This window comes from Streptomyces sp. NBC_01216, from assembly GCF_035994945.1.
Lineage (GTDB): Bacteria > Actinomycetota > Actinomycetes > Streptomycetales > Streptomycetaceae > Streptomyces.
This window is the reverse complement of record NZ_CP108677.1, coordinates 733,821-754,871: the sequence shown is the minus strand read 5'-3', so window position 1 is coordinate 754,871 and position 21,051 is coordinate 733,821. Positions and strand designations below refer to the sequence as shown.

At 69.3% G+C, this 21,051-nt stretch carries 11 protein-coding genes; 4 read left to right on the top strand and 7 right to left on the bottom strand.

What is annotated here, in order from left to right; genetic code table 11:
• Window position 1 precedes the first annotated feature (1 nt).
• The 5 genes from OG393_RS03270 to OG393_RS03250 form a co-directional block, all read right to left on the bottom strand.
• A complete protein-coding gene (locus tag OG393_RS03270; protein WP_327373026.1) occupies window positions 2-1,036 on the bottom strand; it encodes a hypothetical protein in 1,035 nt (344 codons plus the stop codon).
• Window positions 1,026-2,882, bottom strand: coding sequence for a hypothetical protein (locus OG393_RS03265; protein ID WP_327373025.1), 1,857 nt, complete (start codon window positions 2,880-2,882; stop codon window positions 1,026-1,028). The genes OG393_RS03270 and OG393_RS03265 overlap by 11 nt, the downstream gene beginning before the upstream one ends.
• 111 nt (window positions 2,883-2,993) lie before the next feature.
• A complete protein-coding gene (locus OG393_RS03260) occupies window positions 2,994-3,350 on the bottom strand; it encodes a hypothetical protein (RefSeq protein ID WP_327373024.1) in 357 nt (118 codons plus the stop codon).
• A gap of 373 nt (window positions 3,351-3,723) precedes the next feature.
• The gene (gene valS / locus OG393_RS03255; RefSeq protein ID WP_327373022.1) at window positions 3,724-6,276 is read right to left on the bottom strand and encodes a valine--tRNA ligase; all 2,553 of its coding nucleotides are present in this window, start codon (window positions 6,274-6,276) and stop codon (window positions 3,724-3,726) included.
• A gap of 110 nt (window positions 6,277-6,386) precedes the next feature.
• Window positions 6,387-7,055 carry a GNAT family N-acetyltransferase gene (locus OG393_RS03250; protein ID WP_327373020.1) on the bottom strand — a complete coding sequence of 223 codons (669 nt, stop codon included), beginning with the start codon at window positions 7,053-7,055 and terminating at the stop codon, window positions 6,387-6,389.
• Between the two features lie 165 nt (window positions 7,056-7,220).
• On the opposite strand from OG393_RS03250, the gene OG393_RS03245 reads away from it, so the two are divergent.
• On the top strand, window positions 7,221-8,024 hold the full coding sequence (locus tag OG393_RS03245) for a class I SAM-dependent methyltransferase (RefSeq protein WP_327373019.1): 804 nt from the start codon (window positions 7,221-7,223) through the stop codon (window positions 8,022-8,024).
• Between the two features lie 129 nt (window positions 8,025-8,153).
• On the opposite strand, the gene OG393_RS03240 is transcribed toward OG393_RS03245, so the two are convergent.
• On the bottom strand, window positions 8,154-8,606 hold the full coding sequence (locus tag OG393_RS03240) for a hypothetical protein (protein WP_327373018.1): 453 nt from the start codon (window positions 8,604-8,606) through the stop codon (window positions 8,154-8,156).
• 1,190 nt (window positions 8,607-9,796) lie between these two features.
• Here OG393_RS03240 and OG393_RS03235 point away from each other — a divergent pair.
• From OG393_RS03235 to OG393_RS03225, 3 genes are all read left to right on the top strand, one after another.
• Window positions 9,797-14,320 (top strand): DEAD/DEAH box helicase, encoded by a 4,524-nt coding sequence (locus OG393_RS03235; protein ID WP_327373017.1) that lies wholly within the window; start codon window positions 9,797-9,799, stop codon window positions 14,318-14,320.
• Complete coding sequence (locus OG393_RS03230) at window positions 14,317-15,204, top strand: hypothetical protein (protein WP_327373016.1); 888 nt, start codon at window positions 14,317-14,319, stop codon at window positions 15,202-15,204. The genes OG393_RS03235 and OG393_RS03230 overlap by 4 nt, the downstream gene beginning before the upstream one ends.
• Window positions 15,205-15,552: 348 nt before the next feature.
• Window positions 15,553-17,769, top strand: coding sequence for a hypothetical protein (locus OG393_RS03225; protein WP_327373015.1), 2,217 nt, complete (start codon window positions 15,553-15,555; stop codon window positions 17,767-17,769).
• 397 nt (window positions 17,770-18,166) lie between these two features.
• Here OG393_RS03225 and OG393_RS03220 read toward each other — a convergent pair whose 3' ends face one another.
• The gene (locus OG393_RS03220) at window positions 18,167-20,755 is read right to left on the bottom strand and encodes a SpoIIE family protein phosphatase (protein ID WP_327373014.1); all 2,589 of its coding nucleotides are present in this window, start codon (window positions 20,753-20,755) and stop codon (window positions 18,167-18,169) included.
• Between the last annotated feature and the right edge of the window lie 296 nt (window positions 20,756-21,051).

Below are 21,051 nucleotides of genomic sequence, written 5' to 3'. Positions count from 1 at the left end.
GTCATGGGCAACGCTCCATGGTCTTGAGCACGCAGGACAGGCCGGACTCGAAGTCGGCGACGAGTCCGGGCCACGGGGATACGCCGAGGCGGTGTACCGGGATCCCGGAGACCAGCCCACGGCTACTCCCATGCATGGCCGCCGGGCTTGCTCCCCCGTCACGGAGATGCTCCGCCAGCCAGGACATCGCCTCCTCCTCGCTATCGGCCGTCTCGACGGAGCCCGACAGGCTCAGCGGTTCCGCCGGGACGAGGATCACCACGGCAGCGGGCAGGGCGGCGCCGAGGTACGTGGTCGATCCCGGTGGCAGTGGCATCGCAGTCCGCTGGTCGCCGGACCGCACGGCAACCGCGAGCGGTACGCCGAAGACCACGCCGGTCAGCGAGTCCAACAGCACGACCTCGTCGGTGGCGATGGAGGCGAGCCCGGCCTCCCGGGCCCAGAGCGCGGCGGTCGTCTTGCCGGCCTTCTGGTTGCCGCAGACGAGGAGGCCCTGGCCGGAGGGCAGCACGAGCAGTGCAGCGTGCAGTGCGATGAACCGCTCGCCGTACGGGGGAGTGGCGAGCGGGGGCAGGGCGGGCAGGTCGCCCGTCAGAGCATGCCACTGGGGGTCGCAGGGCATGCGGTAATCGACACCGGGCCGGTCACCGGCGAACGAGCGGTGCAGCATGTCGGCCCGAGCCTCGGAGCCGAGCCGTACGAGGACGTCTGCCGTCCGCCGGCGGTCAGGTACTGCGGCCGCGAGACCGGTCCGGAGCTGGTTCAGCACAGCGGGGTCGGCAGCGTGGTAGCGGACGATCGCCCCTGCGAGGGCAAGGTCGACGAACGACGCCTCCTCCGTATCGCTGGAAGAGGCCTGGCCGGAGGCTGTGTCGAGGGCCTGGTGCAGCGGAACCGGCCACAGTTCGTCCTGCTGCCAGAGCCGGGTGCCGAGGGCGCTGCTGACCTGGTAGATGGTGCTCGTCGCGTTCTCGACAACGTCCCACGTACCGTCTGGTCGTTCGAGGGCAACCCACGACGCAGAATCAGTGATCACCTGTGTCACCTCCACCCGCTCCGCCGCTCCGGATGGTTCCCACGCCCACCAGGTACGCACCGTCGTGGGCCGTGCCGAGTCCCGTCAGCGGCTCCAGCAGATGCTCGACCAGGGCAGGGCTCTGAAAGACCCCGCATGACGGATCGGTGGCCAGGCCCAGGGCGATGCGCTGTGCGTCGCGTCCGCACTGGATGAGCGCGGTCTGCCATGGCACGGCGCCAGGCTCCGCCGGGCGAGGCACGAGCCACGCGACCGCCGATATGCCGGCGGTCCAGGTCTGGCCGATGGCGGCGCGTTGAATAGCCTCGGGGGTTGGTGCCGGCCCGACCCGGATCCAGCCCTCGACGCCGAGCTTGTATGTGCCTGCGCCCAGGACATGGTTCGGGTGCAGCAGGCTCAGCCGGACTTCGCTCCGTACGGTCGTCAGGATCTCGAGCAGAGTGTCCACTGCTCCGCTGGACAGCGGACGCTCGGAGAAGGAGCGGTGGGTGCGACGCGCGGCAAGGGCAGCAGGCAGCTGGGACCATGGCAGCGGCGGCTTCGCGTCGGCCGTGGTGGTCGTCCGGTGTTTCTTCAGGCGAGCTTCGCCGGCTGCCTCGGCGTGAACCAGCAACGACGGGAACCAGCTGGACTCGATCCAGGGTCGTACCTGCTCCCACAGCGCCAGTGCTTCCTCGGCAGGGAGAAGTGCCCGAGCCGAGATCAGCTTCTCCACCTCTGCCAGGGATACGCCGCTGCTCTCGCAGATCTCGGTCATCCCGGAAGGCCGGTCACCGCGCGTACTGGGGTTGGCGTAGGCGAGGGCGGTGACGGCTTCGGGCGTGAGCGCCGTCAGGCCCTGCGTTTCGGAGTGGACCCGGGCGTAGAGGCCGTTCACCCGGGGGACGAGGGACAGGAGCGGGTTGGTGCGGTACTCGGCGCTCGATACTGAAGGTCCGGACCTCGGAGACGGTATGAACTCACCTTCCACGAAGGCTGGTTCTGGAGTGGCGAGGAGAAGCCCAAGAACGGGGTCGGGGCCGGTGAACGCCGGCATCGGAAGCCAGGCGGTGGACCAGCCGGTGGAGTGCAGCGCCAGGTCCAGCGTTTCCAGAACGTGGCCGGCGTCGATGAGCACCGGACGGAAGGCCCGCACGTCCCGGTACCGCCACATGGCCCGCTCGACGTGGCTGGACAGCACGAACGCCACACCGAACGGTGGGAGGGACGCCGTCAGAGGCAACCCGGCCTCCGCGCGGACGAGCGCATGGTGGTCGCCGTCGTACCACCAGGAGCCGCGCAGCGGCGCTGGCCACCCGTCACCGACGATCACGCCGAGATCCGTCGGGTGCCGGGCGCCGCCGGAGGGACTTGTCTTGAGGACGATGGGGCCGTGTCGGCCCTGGCGGCGGCCGGTGATCCGGCCGGCCGAGGCCAGCCAGGCGGCTAGAAGGTCAGCGCTCGGAAGACCTGCAGGACCGTCCGGGAGCGACGCCTCGGGCAACACGGTGCTCGAACCGGGGCGTTGTGTCGTGACCGGTGGCGGTGCTCCGTGCACCGCATAGCCGTCCATGAGTGCCTGGTCGGCTTCGTGGCTCGCCTCGACGCTGTAGTCCAGGAAGGGGTAGTCGAGGTTGAGGCGGCGGTAGTGGGCCAGGAAGTCGGGCGGCTCCGGAGTCGCCCAGGAGCCGGATATGCCAAGGGCTGTCGCGGCCGCTTCGAATTCTCGATTCGCCTCGCGTCCCTCGCCTTGGGCGATCCAGGAGAGCAGTGCGCACTCCCGATCCTTGCCGGAGAGGACGTACGCCTGGCGGGTTGCGGCGTTGATGGCGACCCATCGAGCGTCGGCCTGTATCTGAGGAGCCATGGCCCGTGCGGGAAATACTCGAACCCTGTCCATTGTCGAAGTCCCTCGTGAGGTGCCGGATCAAGGACGGCGGGGGCCCGCGGCAGCCGTGGCTGCCGCGGGCCCGTTGCCTCAGGAGCTGTTCTGCACGAGGGCGCGGCGGAACAGGGGAACCGCGGCGTAGATGCCGGCGCTCGCGTCGGGCATCGAGAACCAGACCGCGTCCGTGGGCGGCTGGTCGCTGGCCGCGAAGCGCTCCAGGTCGGAGCGGGTCAGCAGCCACCGGCGGTCACCGTCGGGGTCGGAGATCAGGATGGAGGGGTCGGCCGAGCCGCTCCCCGAGACGACGGGGACCTGCTCGCACAGCGTCTTAGACGGCAGTACGAACACGACGTCGGCGCCCTCACCGAGCTGCGCAGGTCCGACCGTGAACTCACCCAGTAGTTCCGGGTCGAGTATGTACGTGGCGTTCTTTCCGGGGTCTTGCACCGCGATTTTCACAGGCACCTTCCCACAGGTCGACCGCAGGGACTGGCGGATCCAGACACACTGCGGCGTGGTTCGTGACATGTCAGCCGTGGGCTGGAGTTTCGGTTGCACACGCAGGCCCCGAGGCCCATCCGCGCGCCGCCCAGCCGTTGGCGCACACACGTGTGGTGACTGACTGTCACAGAGCGGAGACTCTAGTACGAACATCTGTGCCTTGTGCAGTGCATTGGGCGCCCTTACCCGACATGGCCGAATCCCTCCACTGCGGATCGATCCGACGGGTCAACTCGCTTGTCCTGCATAGCAAAACGGCGTTGCCGCCCCTCACGCGAGCGTGTGAGGGGCGGCAACGCCGTCATTCGTTTGATGCGAGCTACATGGTGATCTCGTAGGTGAGGAGTTCGCTCTCAGCCACTTCGAGTTCCACGTCGCCGATGTTTCCCGCGGACTGCACGTCCCCGCTCACCTGGCGAAGTGTCGCAACCAGCGGAGCCGGCCCGCGCGCCGTGACTCGGGCGACCTCGGCCCGCATGGAGACTTGGGCTGCGCTCTTGGCCTTCCGGATGGCGGCGATGGCGTCTGCGGCGACGTCCAGGAGCTGGGGGTCCCCCTTCAGGGACTGTTCCCGCAGCTCCGTTCCACTGGGCCACTGCGCCCGGTGCACCGAGCCCTGCTGCCACCAGCTCCACGCCTCCTCGGTGGCGAACGGAACGAAGGGAGCGAGGAGCCGCAACAACACGGAGAGGGCCGTCGACAGCGTGGCCTGAGCAGACGCGGCAGCCTCCTCGCCTCCGCCGCCGTAGGCACGCGTCTTCACCAGCTCGACGTAGTCGTCGCAGAACGCCCAGAAGCACCGCTCGATGGTCTCCAGTGCGCGGGCGTAGTCGTACCCCTCCAGCTGGGCCGTCGCCTCGTCCACGACGTCCGCGAGTCGCGCGAGGAGTGCCTGGTCGAGCGGGTTGGTCACGGCGGACCGCCGCTCGGCCGCACCCAGACCGAGCACGAACTTCGACACATTGAGGATCTTGATGGCGAGACGTCGGCCGATCTTCATCTGGCCGATTTCGAAGGCGGTGTCCGTTCCCGGCCGGGCTGATACGGCCCAGTACCGGACTGCGTCCGACCCGTGCTGGTCCAGAAGGTCCAGTGGGGTGACGACGTTGCCCTTCGACTTGGACATCTTCTTGCGGTCAGGGTCGAGGATCCAGCCGCTGATGGCGGCATGAGCCCAGGGGAGCGCGTCGTGCTCCAGCTCGGCGCGGGCGACGGTGGAGAAGAGCCAGGTGCGGATGATCTCGTGGGCCTGCGGACGCAGGTCCATCGGGAAGACGCGCTGGAAGAGGTCGTCGTCGTGGCCCCAGCCGCCGGCGATCTGCGGTGTCAGCGAGGACGTCGCCCACGTGTCCATCACGTCCGGGTCGCCGGTGAAGCCGCCCGGGACGTCCCGCTGGTCCGAGGTGAAGCCGGGCGGGGTGTCGCTGCTGGGGTCTACGGGCAGCGACTCCCGCGAGGGAACGATCAGTTCGTCGGTGGGGTTGCCGTCGGCGTCCAGCTGGTACCACACCGGTACCGGTACGCCGAAGTAGCGCTGACGGCTGATCAGCCAGTCCCCGGCAAGTCCCTCCACCCAGGACTGGTACCGGTTGCGCATGTGGTCCGGGTGCCAGTTCAGCTCATGGCCGCGCTCCAGCAGCTTCTGCCGGAGCTCCGCGTCGCGTCCGCCGTTGCGCAGGTACCACTGGCGGCTGGTGACGATCTCGAGCGGCTTGTCGCCCTTCTCGTAGAACTTGACCATGTGGTTGAAGGGCCGCGGATCGCCGACCAGACTGCCCTCCGCGCGCACCATCTCCACCAGGCGCTCCCGGGCGGTGTGCGGTGTCGCGCCGGCGAGCTGCGCGTACGCCGCCTTCGCGGCCTCGGACTCCAGCGCGGCGGGCGCTTCGCGCACGAAGCGGCCGTCGCGTCCGATCACCGAGCGGGTGGGAAGGTCGAGCTCACGCCACCACACCACGTCGGTGGTGTCGCCGAACGTACAGATCATGGCCGCCCCGGTGCCCTTCTCGGGGTCGGCCAGGCGGTGAGCCACCACCGGCACGTCTACACCGAAGACCGGAGTGCGCACGGTGGTACCGAAGAGCTTCTGATAGCGCTCGTCGTCCGGGTGCGCCACGACGGCCACGCAGGCGGGCAGCAGCTCGGGCCGCGTGGTGGCGATCTCCAGCGCCGCCCCCGCATCCGACTGGAACAGAAGGTGGTGGTAGGCGCTGGGCCGCTCGCGGTCCTCCAGCTCGGCCTGGGCTACAGCGGTCTGGAACGTCACGTCCCACAGCGTCGGGGCCTCGGCCTGGTACGCCTCGCCCCGGGCGAGGTTGGCCAGGAAGGCTCGCTGTGAGATGGCGCGGGCCCGGCTGTCGATGGTCTGGTAGGTGTGGTTCCAGTCGACGGACAACCCCAGCCGGCGCCACAGGCTCTCGAAGACCTTCTCGTCCTCCACCGTGAGCCGCTCGCACAGCTCGATGAAGTTGCGGCGGGACACGGGGATCTGCTGCTTGCCCGGGGACGAGGGGGGAGTGAAGTCCGGGTCGTACGGCAGCGAGGGGTCGCACCGGACACCGAAGTAGTTCTGCACCCTACGTTCGGTCGGCAGGCCGTTGTCGTCCCAGCCCATCGGGTAGAAGACGGCCTTGCCGCGCATCCGGTGGAAGCGGGCGAGTGCATCCGTCTGGGTGTACGAGAACACGTGTCCGACGTGGAGGGAGCCGCTCACGGTGGGCGGCGGCGTGTCAATCGAGTACACCCGCTCCCGTGGCGCGGTGCGGTCGAATACGTATACGCCCTGCTCGTCCCAGGTCGGAGCCCATTTGGCCTCAAGGCCGTCGAGTGTGGGCTTGTCGGGTACGCCCTGGCGAGGAGATGCGGTCGTCATGACGGTAGATGGTATCGGCCTTGGTGGTGTGGTAATTCCCTTACTGCGTAGTCGAGTTCAGGCCATGTGTGACTATCGGATGAGCGGGAGTCGAATCCATGTCCAGACCGTCAGGACGGGTCTGTGGTCTCCCCGGCCACCAATCCGAACAGCGGCAGGCACGGGACCAGCCCCGTGATCTCGGTCCCTTTCGCGAGCGCTGGCCGCCATAGACCCCGGGGGAGGCGAAGCCGCTGCAAGATCACGACCTCCCCGCGCACCACCCGCCTTTCGATTCCGTCCGGGACATATCCGAGCTTGCTGGATACGGCCAAGGACTGCGCGTTGTCGGCGAACGCCCCTGTCGTTGCCTCCTCGGCGCCCAGCCCGGCAAATGCCAGGTGGAGCACGGCAGCCCGCATCTCTGTGCCTATGCCCTGACTCTGATACGACAGCCCGAGCCAAGAAGCTGTGTTGACCTCTCGCACCAGCGCGAAGCGCTTGGCCGCCATGGCCTGCATGCCCACAGGCCGGCCACCGAGGAAGACGGCCAGATTGATGGACCAGTCCTCCGGCCTCCAGTTTCCGAGCCGCAGCCAGTGATGCTGGACCACGGCGCGAGCCCGCTCGGTCTCGGGCAGGTCGGTCCAGCCACTGCTGAACGGCATCTGGGACGGGTCGTGAACGCCGTCGCGTGCGAGATCGGCCAGTGCTGCCAGCTCGTCCGATTGGGGCAGGCGCAGCTCCAGGCGGGGCGTCGTCAGCCGCAGACCGAGCAGTGGCCAGTAGTCGATCAGCACGATCCAGTTTGGTCACGGGAGCATGCGCCCGGCCACTCCGGTTAGACCCAATGGGGTGGAGCCTGTGCGCTCTTCTGCCCCTCGCCGTCCAGGTGGACCTGCAGCGGCGCCCGCGCCGGATATCCGGGTGACGGGCTGCTTCGCTCGGCCCTACTCTCGCCGGGTATGACGACCATTGACCCACGGATCGCGGGCTTCTACACGGAGTACGACGAGGCGTCCCGGCTGCATTCCACAGCGACGGGCCGTCTGGAGTTCGAGCGGACCCAGGAGCTGTTACGTCGCTACCTGCCTCCAGCACCCGCTCGGGTGCTGGACGTGGGCGGTGGTCCGGGTACGCATGCCGGTTGGCTCACTGAAGAGGGATACGAGGTGCTCCTCCTGGACCCCGTGCCAAAGCACGTGGAGCAGGCACGTGAGCGCGCGCCGCGGTGTGTTGCTCAGCTGGGGGATGCCCGCGACCTGGAGGTGGAGGCCGGCACCTTCGACGCGGTGCTGCTGCTGGGCCCGCTGTACCACCTGGCGGAGCGCGGAGACCGGCTCGCGGCGTTGAGGGAGGCCCGCCGGGTCGCCGTACCAGGCGGTGTGGTGGCGGCCGCGGGGATCTCCCGGTACTCCCTGATGCAGGACTACACCGTGAGCGCGGGCCTGTCCCCGGAGCTGCTCGCGGGCGAGGTCTCGCAGGTGGTTCGTACGGGTTCCTACGACGGCAGCAGGGGGTTCACGGTTGTGCACTTCCATACCGCTGCAGAGTTGACTCAGGAGGCCAGCGAAGCGGGGCTGGGCGCTGTGCGCGTCCACGGGATCGAGGGCCCGGGATGGGCGTACGTCGTCGCGGCCGGCCGATGTGCGGGCCAGGAAGAGGCGGGAGCGCTCGTCACGGATGCGATAGCGACGGCCCGCCTCGCCGACGAGCACGGTGTGTTCCACGATGCATCGGCGCACATGCTTGTCGTTGGCTCGGCCTGAGCTGTCCCGCCTCCTCGCGTCCTGCGCGTGAGCAGGGACGGGCGGGGGTGTAAGGCCGGCCGGGATCGTGCCCTCCGAGGTTCAGGAGGAGCCGGTGTGCTCATCGCCTCGCAGGCGGGCTCCGAAAGCCTAGGTGGCCGCGTGCCAGGCGTTGACGAGTGAGTGCACCGAGTGGAACCGGCACTCCGGGGCGGCGGCCGTTGCCTTCTCGATGACGGCCAGCTGTCCGGAGGTGCCGCGCCACTGCTTCTCCTCGTCGCCGGCGTCGAGGAGAAGACGGAGGGCTCTGCCCAGGGTGAACACGGTTGTCCGGATGTCGATGACCGAGCCCCGTACGAATTCCTCCGGGGCCATGTAGCGGGAAGAGCCGGGCAGCCGCTCAGTCTCCACCGTGAACGGCCCGGGTCGGTACTCGTCCAGGTCGCAGAGCATCAGCCGGTGATTTTCGGAGTCGTAGAGCATGCAGCCGTCGTAGAGGTCGACGGCGACGAGGCCAGCCTGCTCCACAGCAAGGTGGGCACTCAGGAGTGAGTCGAGGGCGGCGTGAACCTGCGGAAGGGGGAGCTGTCGGAACTTCGTCATAGGACTGCCAGGTGCGGCCCTCCCTCCGTGGTGGGATCGAGTCGGGTGATAAAGGACCTCGCCAGCCATCCACGGGTACACGAGCGCCAGGCCTTCGTTGGTGCTGAACGAGTGCAACAGGGGCACGATGGCCGAGTGTGCGACGGCCTTGTGTACCGAGATGGCCCGTCGCAGGGACCAGACGCCATCGGGCGTCGAGGCCCCCTTCACGAACCAGCGCTGCCCGGCCGCCATGAACCCGTAGGAGATGCAGCCGGAGTCCTGGTCAGCGAACGTGCGAAAGATGGTGCCCGTTCGTGCGAGGTAGGGCTCAAGCGCCGGGACGTGGGTGGCGCTGAAGATCGGGTGTGCCGTCATTTCCTGGATGCTGCCATTGCTGGCCTGGCTCCGCTGGCTGATGCCGGAAGACGCTACGTGCGCCGGACGATTGGTCGAGCAGCGCCCGTTGGTGACGGGGGCGCGTCGCCATGGCACTCGCCACGGATTTCTGGCGGCGGCTCGGCCTCTTGGGTGCCGTGTGGCGGTCGTGCACGGGTGCGGCCGTTCCCCTGCCACGTTAGCCGTGACGACTGCCGCGACGGTCCCTGCTGGCGGTCGTCTCTTGGGGTGGCGACTGATTTCCGTGGTGACGCGTGCCGGGTTCAGGCGGCGGTGCAAGTGGCTCGAGCTTGGGGACCAGTCCTGGGGACCAGTGTGCGGGGCACGTATTTTTGGATCGAATCCCCAGTAACGGCGATGGGGCTCGAGTGATCGCGGTTATGTGACCTTGGGGCATGGGAGTCGCATGGGTGTTTGGGCGTCCGGGGGACCAGTGCGCCAACGGTGAGGCGGTCGATGTTGACGGTGCCCGACGCCGAGTTGTGGCCGTGGGAGCGGGGCCCACAGCTTCAGGCGCGGCGCTGTGGGGTTCCGAAGCGCAGGCGGGTCACCGTGGCGGCTGCAGCGGCAGAGGCTGCGTCGGTGCCAGCGTCGTCGTGACGCCGTGCAGGGGCACCGTCGAGCTGGGGTACCGGATGCCCGTAGGCGATGCCCCGTCAAGGCGTCAGCTCTGCGTACACACGTCCGGGTTATTCACGGCGCTGCCGCCTCGGCGTGGACCACCACGGTTACATACGGACTGTAATCATCGGCCACTGTTAGTGATCCTCTCTCCGGTCTGGGGAGGTTCTACGCTCTCGTGAAGGCTCGTCATGGCGACTCTCCCCTCCGCTCAGTCAGCCCGGGTTCCGCGCCCCTCGCCCCCCTCCCGGGTAGACCTCAGCGCCCTCGAGCCCTCGGTGTTCTCCCGGCTGCTGGAGAAGGCGCATGAAGCCCGGCACCTCACCTCTGAGCTTGCTGCCGAGGCAGCCGTCCGTGCCGGAAACGGCCGGCTGGGCGTTAAAGAGCTGCGTCTACTCCTTCTCCGGTTCAAGGGATCCCGCCTCGCCGAGCAGGCGACGGCGGCGGCCTGGGCGGTGGTGAGGGCAAGGCCCGAGCTCGCCACGTCGGTGCTGCACTCCCATGCCCAGGACAGCGGTGTCCCGACCGCGCTCGTAGTCCGGGATCTGAATACCGGTGGTCCTGAGCTGTTCGTCGTGCAGGCTGGCTGGCGTGATCAGGTCCGGCAGCTCCACGGCGCCGCCGTCACCCGCGGGACGAAGAAGGCTGCGCTGCAAGGCGCCGTGGTCAGCCTTCTCGGTCACATGTCCGGCTGTGAACCGGTGGAGCAGGCTGACTTCGCCGGGAAGGGCTGGCTGCCAGCGGCCCGGTATTCGGCCGGTTCGGCAGCCGCAGCCGCTGACCCGACTTTCGCGTCGCGACTGCTGCGCGCCCTCGCGCAACCGGTCGTGGCCCCGGCCGTGGTGGCCGAGGTAGCCACCCGGATCGCCGCGGGTGCGCTGATCCCGCGCGACCTTCATGCCGTGCTCTTCGATGCTGCGGCGACCGCCTGGGACCCTGCCCGCAAGGCGGTTTTGTGCGCTGCTGCCGAGACGCCCGGGGCCGCCGTCGCCGTGCTGACGCTGTACCACTCCGTTCGGAACCAGCCCGTCCCGGAGTTCGACGAGGAGCAACAGTCCGGAGGCGCGGTGCTGTTCCGGTCACGCGTCACGTACGTGACCGGCGGCGAGACGGCGACCGTGACCGGTCCGTGGCGCAGCAACAAGCGCGATGCCCGGGGCGTGGTCGCACTGCGCGTTCTGGCCGATCTCGCCGGCCTCCCCGTCGAGGTTCCCCCGCCGCGGCCGGCCCAGGCCCCTGCCCCTGCGGTGAAGACGGCCGCTCCCGGCCCACAGGAGCGGCTCCTTGTGATGCAGGAGGGGGGTCTGATCAGCGAGCTGACCTTCAAGGAGCAACCGAGCATCACAGGGCTGGAGCCTCTGTTCGTGTGCGTGGCCGCCTGCGTCAGCAACGGGCAGGTGCTCTCGGGCACAGGCCGCGGCGTGGGAAGGTCCGGAGCCCGCCTCGAAGCGGCCAAGCACCTGCTGAGCGAGTGGAGGCGGTCGACGGCGCCCGCGCTCCGTATTTGGCCGGGGCAGGAGAACGTGCCGGCCATCAACGAGATGACCGCCCTCCAGGTGCTGAATTCACTCAAGCAGAAGGGCCGGATCGCCAAGCTGGTCATCGGCCAACCGCGGCTCGAACCAGGGTCCGGGTACCTCGCGACGGTGACCTGCAAGGTTGCGGGGCAGGAACTGCGGGTTGAGGCGGCCGGAGCGGAGAGGCGGCCCGCCCAGCGCAACGCGGCAAAGGCCATGGTGGAGCTACTGGCTGCTCCACCTGGCGCGGCACCCCAGGCTGCTCAGGCGGAGCCGACGCCGGACATCCATGATGACCGCGTCCGGCACGGGCCCGCTGGACCGGTCGCAGGAGCCGCCGACATCACCGCAGCGGAAGTCTCACTGGCGGCGCTGCTGCGGCAGGGCGCGGACCTCACCATCGACATCCAGGGCGGGAGTGCACGCTTCCTGCTCTACAGCCCCGACGGGCTGCCGGTACAGGGGACGCCCCGTCGTCCGATCCGCACCTGTACGGCCGCACTGATCCTGCCGACGCAGGGATGTGCGATCCAACTTCGGCTCGTGGAGTGCTGGCACGTCCCGCTGCGCCTGTTGGCCAACGTGCTCGCCTCTGAGGAGGAACGGGGCAAGGAGGCGCATTCGGTCGGCGTGTGGCGTCAGGTGATCCGTCTAGGGCTGGCTGTCGTGGCCGACGGCCGAGTCTTCCCGGAGCTGGCCGACGACGGGACGGACGTGTGGCGGGCCGGCCCGCTGACTGGCGAAGAGGAGAAGTGGGTCGGGCGACTCGCCGATGCCCTCGTACCGTCGGCGAACTGCGGCATGGTCACGGACACGAAACCGCACCGGTTGTGGGCCCCGCGGGTCGCGATTCTCGCCGGGCTCAACGCAGTTGCCGAGGCGATGCTCCGCGGCCCGGGTACGCCGACCGTGCTCGGCCACGGGCCTTTCACCGGGGCGGTGCCCCGGCAGCAGCACGCGCCCGCGCTCGTGCAGTGGGGTGATGGTCTGCGGGACGGTGCGGCCGCCGAGACGCTGGACTTGGTCCTGTCGGTCCGCGCTCCGCAGAAGGACAGCCCGCACGACACTGAGCTGCTCTGGGCAGACCTTCGGCTGCGCATGCCGGATGCCCCGACGGAACATGAACGCAACTGGCGCCCTGCGGCGGACATCGCGTCCGACCCCCAGCTCGTTGCCCTCCTGCGCCGCCGGCTCCGTCACATCGCGGCCGAGTGGGCGCCCGCCGAACGGCTTCTGGAGCGTCCCACCCCCGACACCTTCACCCTGCGGGCGGCCGAGGCCGTCCTGCTGCGAGGGCGGGTCGCCCATCAACTGGAGCGAGCAGGGCTGCGCGTGGAATGGCACCACGGATGGACGGACCGTCTGCGAACCCGCGCGGTCCTGGAGCGCCGCCCGGCAGCCCCGGTCTCCGCGGCTCGCCCCCGGTTCGCCCTGAACGACGTACTCGACGGACGCTGGCAGCTGTCGGTGGCCGGCACCGACCTGTCCGACAGCGAAATGGACGACCTTGCGAAGACTCCTGTACCGCTGGCGAAGGTCCGCGACCACTGGGTGCTCGTCGACGAGGAGACAGCCCAGCGTGCAGGAGACCGCGTAATGCCGCCCGTCGCCGCCGATCAGGCGCTGCGGGCCTCTCTGACCGGGCAGATCAGCATCGACGGCGACACCTTCGACTGCGAGCCGGCCGGAGACCTCGCCGAGCTCGTGCAGTTCCTGCGCGCCGGCTCCCGCAGCGCCCCGGTGAACTCCCCCCACGGGCTGTCGGCCACGATGCGCGACTATCAAAAGCTTGGCCTCGCATGGCTGGCGAACACCACCAACGCCGGCTTCGGAGCCCTCCTTGCCGACGACATGGGACTCGGCAAGTCCCTCACCGCCCTCGCGCTCCACCTGCACCGCCGGGACCGCACCAGCCGCCCCGCCGGACCCTCCCTGATCGTCTGCCCGGCTTCCATGGTGATCAACTGGGAACGCGAGGTACAGCGATTCGCCCCCACGGTGCCCACCGTGCGGTACCACGGCCCGGACCGGACCTTGGACGAAACGACGCACCGCAGCGTGGTGATCACAACCTACGAGACCGTCCGCCGCGACATCGACGTCCTGGCCACACACCCCTTCGACCTCGTTATCGCCGACGAAGCACAGCTGATCAAGAATCACCGGACAGCCACGGCCATGGCCATGCGCCGTATCCAGTCCCAGATCCGCGTCGCCCTGACCGGGACCCCCGTCGAGAACAGCCTTTCCGACGCCTGGTCTCTGATGGACTGGCTCAACCCCGGGCTGTTCGGCACCCTGAGGACCTTCCGGGACCAGTTCGGCAAGCCAATCGAGGAGAACATCACCGACACAGAGCTGACCGACCGGCTTTCCAGCCTCCTCAAAGCCTTCATGCTCCGACGGCGCAAGAGCGACCCAGGAGTCCTACCCGATCTCCCGCCCAAGGTTCACAGCCCCCGGATCGTCGCGCTGACTCCCGAGCAGGCCGCCCTCTACCAGCACGTCGCCGACGAAACCCTTCGCGAGATCCGTGCCGCCGAAGGCATCGCGCGCAAGGGCCTCCTGCTCAAGCTCTTCGACCAGTTGCAGAAGATCTGCAACGCACCCGAGCACTTCCTCGCCGAACCGCTCGACGACTCCTACGACCCCGAACGCGCCGCCGCCCGATCGGGCAAACTGGCAGCCCTCGACGACCTCCTGCCCCTGCTCAGCGACCCGGACGAGTCGTGCCTCATCTTCACTCGGTACCGGGCGATGGCCCACCGCCTCGTCCATCACCTCCAGCGCCACGGCATCAGTCCGCTCTATCTCAGCGGCGACATCTCCGCTGGCCGCGACCGGCAGCGCGTCATCGACAGCTTCCAGACTCGTCCCGGACAGACCATGGTCATCACCGTCAAGGCCGGCGGAACGGGCCTCACACTCACCCAGGCCAGCCACGTCATCCTCTTCGACCGACCCTGGAACCCGGCCAAGGAAAGCCAGGCCATCGACCGGGCCCACCGCCTCGGCCAGACCCGGACCGTCACCGTCCACCAGCTCACCACCGAGAACACCCTGGAAGACCGGGTCGACGAACTCCTCCGCCACAAACGCGCCCTGGCTGACGCCATCCTCACCAGCGACAGCTCCGCCCTCAGCGAGCTCAGCGACGACGAAATCTGCCAGCTGATCGCCCTGGGAGCCAGCCGATGAACCAGACGAGCATGTGGGCCGACGGCTTCGGTGCCGCCGCGCGCGCTGCCATCACCGACCAGGAAGTCTTCCTCGGCGGCCGAGCGGACCTGGACGAGCTCGGCATCGAGCGCTTCCTGATCTCACCCGGACGCATCTCCGGCCTCGTGACCGCACGCAACACCGGCGCGGAACTCCATGCCGCCATCACCCTGCCGGTCCTCACCGCCGACCAGGCGGCCGCCCTCCGCACAGCAACGCCCCAGTGCGAGCAGCACGAAGCCGACGACGGCGCACTACCCGAGTGCTTGGCAGATCCCGCCCACACGGGTGGCGTGACGCTACTGTCCGAGCCCGCCGAGCTCAGCTTCATCTGCACCTGCCCAGCGACCTCGCCTTGCCGGCACGCAGCCGCCCTGGCCCACGCACTCATCGACCGGCTCCGCACCCACCCAGAAGACCTCGCCGCCCTGCGCGGCTTGCGCCAGCCGCCACACCCAGCCCAGGACCTCCCCGCAGCAGGCGCGAGCACCGACACCAGGCCGAAGACCCGGATCTCGGCACACCACGCCTGGGCCTGGTACAGGGAATGCCCCGACCTGCCGCCGATTCCCAAGTACTCGCCCTCACTCTCCAACGAGCCGCCGCCCGGCCCCCCAGCCTGGTCTCCGCCTCCCCCTCCCGCACCCACTACCGAGCACCTGCACGCCCTCGTCAACGATGCCGCGACCCAGGCCAGGGACTTCCTCCGCGGCGGAACCCCGCTCGAATGCGCCTGGGACGAGGACGCCGTCCGGCTCGCCGCCCGAATCCCGCACACCTGCATCCCGGAAATCGCCGACCGCCTCGGCCTCGACATCGCGGACCTCCGCAACCGAATCACCGCAGCCAGTACCTCGGCATAGCGGCAGAAACACCGCCCTGAACCGCAATCTGCGACAGAACGGAGGGTCCAGTACGCCATCACCCTGGTCTGTATCTCGGCCCAGCCATCCTCACGGTCTGCCGCCGCGCCGCCCGCAAGGCCCGCTTCCAGGCCCTGGTCCGCTTCGGGCGTCCTCCCACGGCCCCGAGACGGTCGCGAACCGACATCGGAGCCGTCTGGTGTCGGCGGGCGTCGCAGCGCTGCCACTCTCGCCGACAGGCAACTGCACTTGTACACCAGTCGACCGGAAGGGCTGGAGATTCATCGTTGGGCGGCATGTGTCACTGCTCGGCTCTAAGCTCGCGAGGCAGGAGAAGGGGGAGAATTAGTGCGCGACCGCATGCTGACAGCCGACGTACCGCTCGGGCCGTTCGAGGGCACCAAGATCACCGTCTACTCGGCGAAGGGCAAGAACACCAGACTGCATGTCCGGAAGGAATGCGGCCAGCTCCGCACGGCCAACGTGACGACGACCGAGGTCCCGTTGAACGCGGACGTGGTGGGCAGGTTCTGCTCAGGTTGCGCGGACTGGGGCCCGAGGGCGCGGCCGACGTCCGGGCTGGGCATCTTCATGGGGGCGCTCGGCGGCCTGGGACTGCTTTACCAGTTGCAGGCTTATGTCGAGCCGGACGAGGACGTGTACTGGACTCAGGGCGAAGTGCGGGCCGCAGCCGAGCTCCTGCGTTCGAAGCGGGATGCTGCGGACGAGGATGACGAAGACGACGAGGACGACGACGGGCGGTGGGAAACGCGCAGGGAGGCCGACGAGCTGCAGGAACAGGTCTTGTCCCTCTGGCGTCATGCCTGCGGGAGCCTTCACCGAGCGCAGGCCGTCATCGCCCACTTCCCTTGGCTGACGGAATGGGCGCGGCCGAAGCTGTTGGCGAAGGAGGGCTACCTCGAGACCCTGCGGGCGCAGGCGGCCCTCTTCGTGGAGCCGGCCGGTCTCGTCGTAGCCGCTGCAGCAGCGACACTGGAAACGCCCCCACTGCCCGCCGACGATCCTGCCTTCGCGGTGCTCGGCAACCGCAGCCAGATCTCCACAGGCTTGAGCACGCTATGGCGCAGGTGGCAGTACTCGGCCGAGCGGGGCTGGGAGGGACCGGCATCCCGCGCGATCAGGCGCTATGACCTCGTCGAGGGCATCAGGTCCAACAAGAAGGGGCACACGGAAGCCCTGGAAGGAGCTGCCCGCCTGATCCAGTCATGGGAGGACGAGGCCCGCGCCGCTGCTGCGGCGACGGATTCAACACCGACGGTGTGGGTCACGGCACGCTTGCCGGAGGACACGGAGGAGCCTTCGCGCGGGGATACACGTGATGTCCTGGACGACCTGGATCGGTGGACCCTCGGGGTGGTGGTGACCTGGACCGTGAGCGCCGACTGGAGCCGACGCACCTTGACGCTGAAGGTCCCCACCCTCGTCGCCGACAGACTCCTTGCATCCTCGAGCGCCCTCGCATGCGAGCGGGGAGCCGAAGCCGCGTCGGCTGAGGCTGTCCCTCACGCGCAACCCGGCTCCGTACGGCCCGGGGTCTTCGACGACACCGCTGTCTTCGACCGCCAGCCCGTTACCCCTGATCATTTGCGGGCGCTGCGGAACTTCTCGTACGCCGCACACCAGCTCTACATCGTTTTCTCGACGAGCGGAGGAGCGGAGGTTCTGCCCCTCGACGCCATCGAGAAGCGTGTCGCGCAGGGCTGGCTCGGCGTCATTGTCGCCGGCGCGTCGGACCTTCCCGAAAGCGTGATCAGTCCGTGGATCAAGGAGGTCGGCCTTACGCCGGAGGTCCACGAGGGACCTCACCCGGGCCGCGACAGCACGAGGCAGGATGACCGCTTCGGCGCTGACGTGGGCCTTGCGGCCGGGGCTCAGGTAGCTGTCCGGTGGGCGCAGGGGGAGCGCGCGAAGGAGCAGAATCTGCGCCTGCTCGCCGCGGCGCGTGGCGTCCCCGATTTGCGGAGTCTCGACACCGGTCGCTCCAGCATGATGCCCCTTGCGGTGTGGGAGGGTTTGCTCGCGTCCGGCCCCTTGGACCTCACGCCGTTCCGGCCGCCCAGTGCCGACCGCTGGCTCAGTGGTAGCAGCCTGCCGCTGGGTGTCCTGGGGCAGGCGCAGATCTACGCCGCGAACGCGGATCCCACGTTCGAAGGCAAGGGGCATTCACCCCTCTGCAGGCACACACGGGATCGAGGCCTCGCGGCGAGCGACGACCTCCTGACCCTGGCCGACCTGCTGGCCCGTGACGACTGGGACTGGTGCAGCAAGTGCGGCGGCTACGCCGTACGCCGGCTGACCGACACCCAGCTGTCCTACTACCGTGCTGCTCACCGGCTGCACGCCATCGCAGGGCAGCTCGACGACGAGCGTACGCACCGTGTACCTGTCGATCCGGATGCCCTGCTCAAGCAGCTGGAAGAGCTTGCGGACTGGGAGCCCGGTGGGCACGAGGGCTGCGACTGGGACGGTTCCTGGCGTTGGCGCGAGGTCGTCCGCGACCTGCGACGCCGAGCTGAACGGAAGCGGCGGCACACCGCTTCCTGAGCCACTTTTCCCCAGGTGGCCGTCTGTGACGCTTGGCGGACCCGAGGGCCAGGTGGCGCCCCTTGGGGACCAGTTGGGGACCAGCGTCCACGTTGATGGGCGCACAGCATGTATGGATGTGCACGCTGTGCGCCCTCAAATTATGGCTTATGTCATGATTTTTCCTCCGACCCATCGATCTGGGGGTCAAGGGGTCGCAGGTTCAAATCCTGTCGTCCCGACTCGAGAGAGTCGCAGGAGAGGGGCCGTGTCAGAGCAATCTGACACGGCCCCTCTCTCGTTCATGGCCCCCGCGAGAGCCGCGGCGACGCGCCACCCCGGACTTCCGCCGTGCCGGCCGACGGTGCTCCTCGACGACGAGCAGCCGACCCATGCCGCGGGGGAGGACGGGACGCCCTCAGGGAGGGCCGTCCGCGGCGTCGGGCAGGAGCTGTTCGGCCCAGATGACCTTGCCCTCCGGCGTGTACCGGGTGCCCCAGTGCTCGCTGAGCTGCGCCACCAGGAACAGTCCGCGGCCGCCTTCGTCCGTGGTGGCGGCGTACCGCAGGTGCGGTGCGGTGCTGCTGCCGTCCCACACCTCGCAGGTCAGGGTGCGGTCGTGCAGCAGACGGACCCGGACCGGCGCGGCGCCGTACCGTACGGCGTTGGTGACGAGCTCGCTGAGGATCAGTTCCGTGGTGAAGGCGAGGTCCGCCAGGCCCCACTTCTCGAGTTGCTCGGCCGCCAGACTGCGGACGGCGCCGACCTCGCTCGGGTCGGACGGTACGTCCCACTGCGCGACCCGGTCGGGGCCCAGTGTCCGTGTCCGGGCGATGAGCAGCGCGATGTCGTCGGAGGGCTGGCTGGGGAGCAGCGCGTCGAGTACGGCGCTGCGGCTGGCGCGCGGGTCCCGGCCGGGGTGACTCAGCGCGGTCCGCAGCTTCTCCAGGCCCTCGGAGATGTCCCGGCTCCGCTCCTCGATCAGACCGTCGGTGTACAGGACGAGCTGACTGCCTTCCGCCAGGCGCACGTCCATGGTCTCGAACGGCATGCCTCCCAGCCCCAGCGGGGGGCCGGCCGGCAGTTCCGAGATCGTCGTCGTGCCGTCCGGGGCGACGACGAGCGGTGGCATGTGTCCGGCCCGCGCCATCGTGCAGTTCCGGGAGACCGGGTCGTAGACGGCGTACAGGCAGGTGGCGCCCAGGACGCCGCCGTTCGTGGCGGTGCTGTCGCCTTCCTGGTCCATGCGCTGGACGAGGTTGTCGAGACGGGCGAGGAGTTCGTCCGGCGGCAGGTCCAGGGAGGAGAAGTTGTGTACGGCGGTGCGCAGCCGCCCCATGGTGGCCGCGGCGTGCAGGCCGTGCCCGACGACGTCTCCGACGACGAGCCCGACGCGGCTGCCCGGCAGCGGGATCACGTCGAACCAGTCCCCGCCCACCCCGGACTGGGCGGGCTGGTAGAAGTGCGCGACGTCCACGGCGCTCTGCTCGGGCAGATCCTGCGGCAGCAGGCTGCGCTGGAGCGTCACGGCGAGGTTGTGTTCGCGGGTGTAGCGGCGGGCGTTGTCCATGGTGACCGCGGCGCGGCCGACAAGCTCCTCGGCCAGGGACAGGTCGTCATCGTCGAACGGTTCCGGCTTCTGCGACCGCCAGAAGTTGACCACCCCGAGCACGACGCCCCGGGCCTTCAGCGGCGCCGCGATGAGCGAGTGGATCCCGTAGCCGACGATCGCCGATGCCCGCGGCGCGTCCTGGGCGTGCCAGCCCGGCGCGTCGCGCAGGTCGGGGACGATTTCGGCCGTGCCCGTGCCGTATCCGCGGGCTTGCGGTGTGGACGGCAGGAAGGCGATCAGGCTGCCGAGCGGGTAGAGCGGGTGATCGGAGCGGATACCGCTGACCGCCGTGCGCCGCATGTCCGCGCCGGGACCGGGCTCCTCGCCCTTCAGTACCCGGTCGGACAGATCGACGGTGACGAAGTCCGCGAACTGGGGAACGGCGACGTCGGCCAGTTCCTCCGCGGTGCGCGCCACGTCGAGGGTGGTGCCGATGTCACCTCCCGCGTCGTACAGCAGCTTGAGCCGCCGGCGGGCCGTCTCCGCCCGGCTGCTCAGGAGCTGCATCTCGGTGGAGTCGCGGATGGTGACCGCCGAGCCCTGGGGGCGGCCCCGGGGTCGGGTGGGCCGTTGGTTGACGACCAGAAGCCGGTCCCCGGCCTCCAGTACCTCGTCGGTGGCCACCCGGCCGGACAGCAGCAGTTCCGCCATGGGGCGGTCCAGGCCGACCTGGTCGACGGGGCGTCCCTCGGCGTCGTCCGGCAGGTCGAGCAGCCGTCCGGCCTCGTCGTTCGCCAGGAGCAGCCGTCCCTCGCCGTCGGTGATCAGCACTCCCTCGCGGACGGCGTGGAGCACCGCGTCGTGGTGCTCGTACATCCGGGTCATCTCCTGCGTGCCGAGCCCATGGGTCTGGCGGCGCAGCCGGCGGCTGATCAGTGCCGTGCCGATGGTGGCCAGGGCCAGACCGACGGCGAGGGACAGGAGGATGACCGGAAGCTGGCGGTCGGCGATGCCGGCCACACTGTCCACGGTCAGGCCCGCCGAGACCAGGGCGACGACATCGCCCTCGGGGGAGGTGACCGGCACGATCGCCTGGATCTCCTTGCCGAGCGGGCCCTGCACGCTCTCGGTGTGCACCTTGCCTTCGATCGAGGGTTCGATCGTGCCGACGAACCGTTGGCCGATGCGGTCGGGCTGAGGGTGGCTGTAGCGGATGCCGTCGGTGTCCATCACCACGATGAAGTCCACCCCCGCGGCCTTGCGTGTCTGCTCGGCGAGGGGCTGCAGGACGGCGGAAGGGTCCGGCGAAGTCAGGATCTCCTGCAGGTCCGGGGAGTGCGCGAAGGTCTGCGCCACGGAGACCGACCGGTTGCGTGCCTCGCGGTCGATGTCGTGCCGGGACTGCAGCACCAAGGCCAGCAGCGCTCCGGCGGCGAGCAGCACCACGATCGCCACCTGGAGGACGAAGACCTGCCCGGCGACGCTTCCGGATCTTCTGCCTAGGCTCGACGGCACCGGTAGGCCGCGTGCGGGGAACGGGACGGGCTCACAACCCCAGTTGTAACACTTCCCCGGCGCGCGGGCTCCCAGGGTTCACGGTACGCGTCGGGGACGGCACGGACGGTCTTCGTCACCGGGGCGGCCGGGGGGAGGGGCCGCGCCCCGTGGTCCTGGACGAGCGTTCATGACCGGGGGTGTGCGGTCTCCCGGCCGGGCGGGACGGCTGCGTCCGCTCCGGCGGGCTCGTCGTC

Coding starts and splice junctions, on each gene's coding strand:
- OG393_RS03245 (WP_327373019.1), top strand. CDS start 7,221: ATGACGACCATTGACCCACGGATCGCGGGCTTCTACACGGAGTACGAC.
- OG393_RS03265 (WP_327373025.1), bottom strand. CDS start 2,882: ATGGCTCCTCAGATACAGGCCGACGCTCGATGGGTCGCCATCAACGCC.
- OG393_RS03235 (WP_327373017.1), top strand. CDS start 9,797: ATGGCGACTCTCCCCTCCGCTCAGTCAGCCCGGGTTCCGCGCCCCTCG.
- OG393_RS03230 (WP_327373016.1), top strand. CDS start 14,317: ATGAACCAGACGAGCATGTGGGCCGACGGCTTCGGTGCCGCCGCGCGC.
- valS (WP_327373022.1), bottom strand. CDS start 6,276: ATGACGACCGCATCTCCTCGCCAGGGCGTACCCGACAAGCCCACACTC.
- OG393_RS03240 (WP_327373018.1), bottom strand. CDS start 8,606: ATGACGAAGTTCCGACAGCTCCCCCTTCCGCAGGTTCACGCCGCCCTC.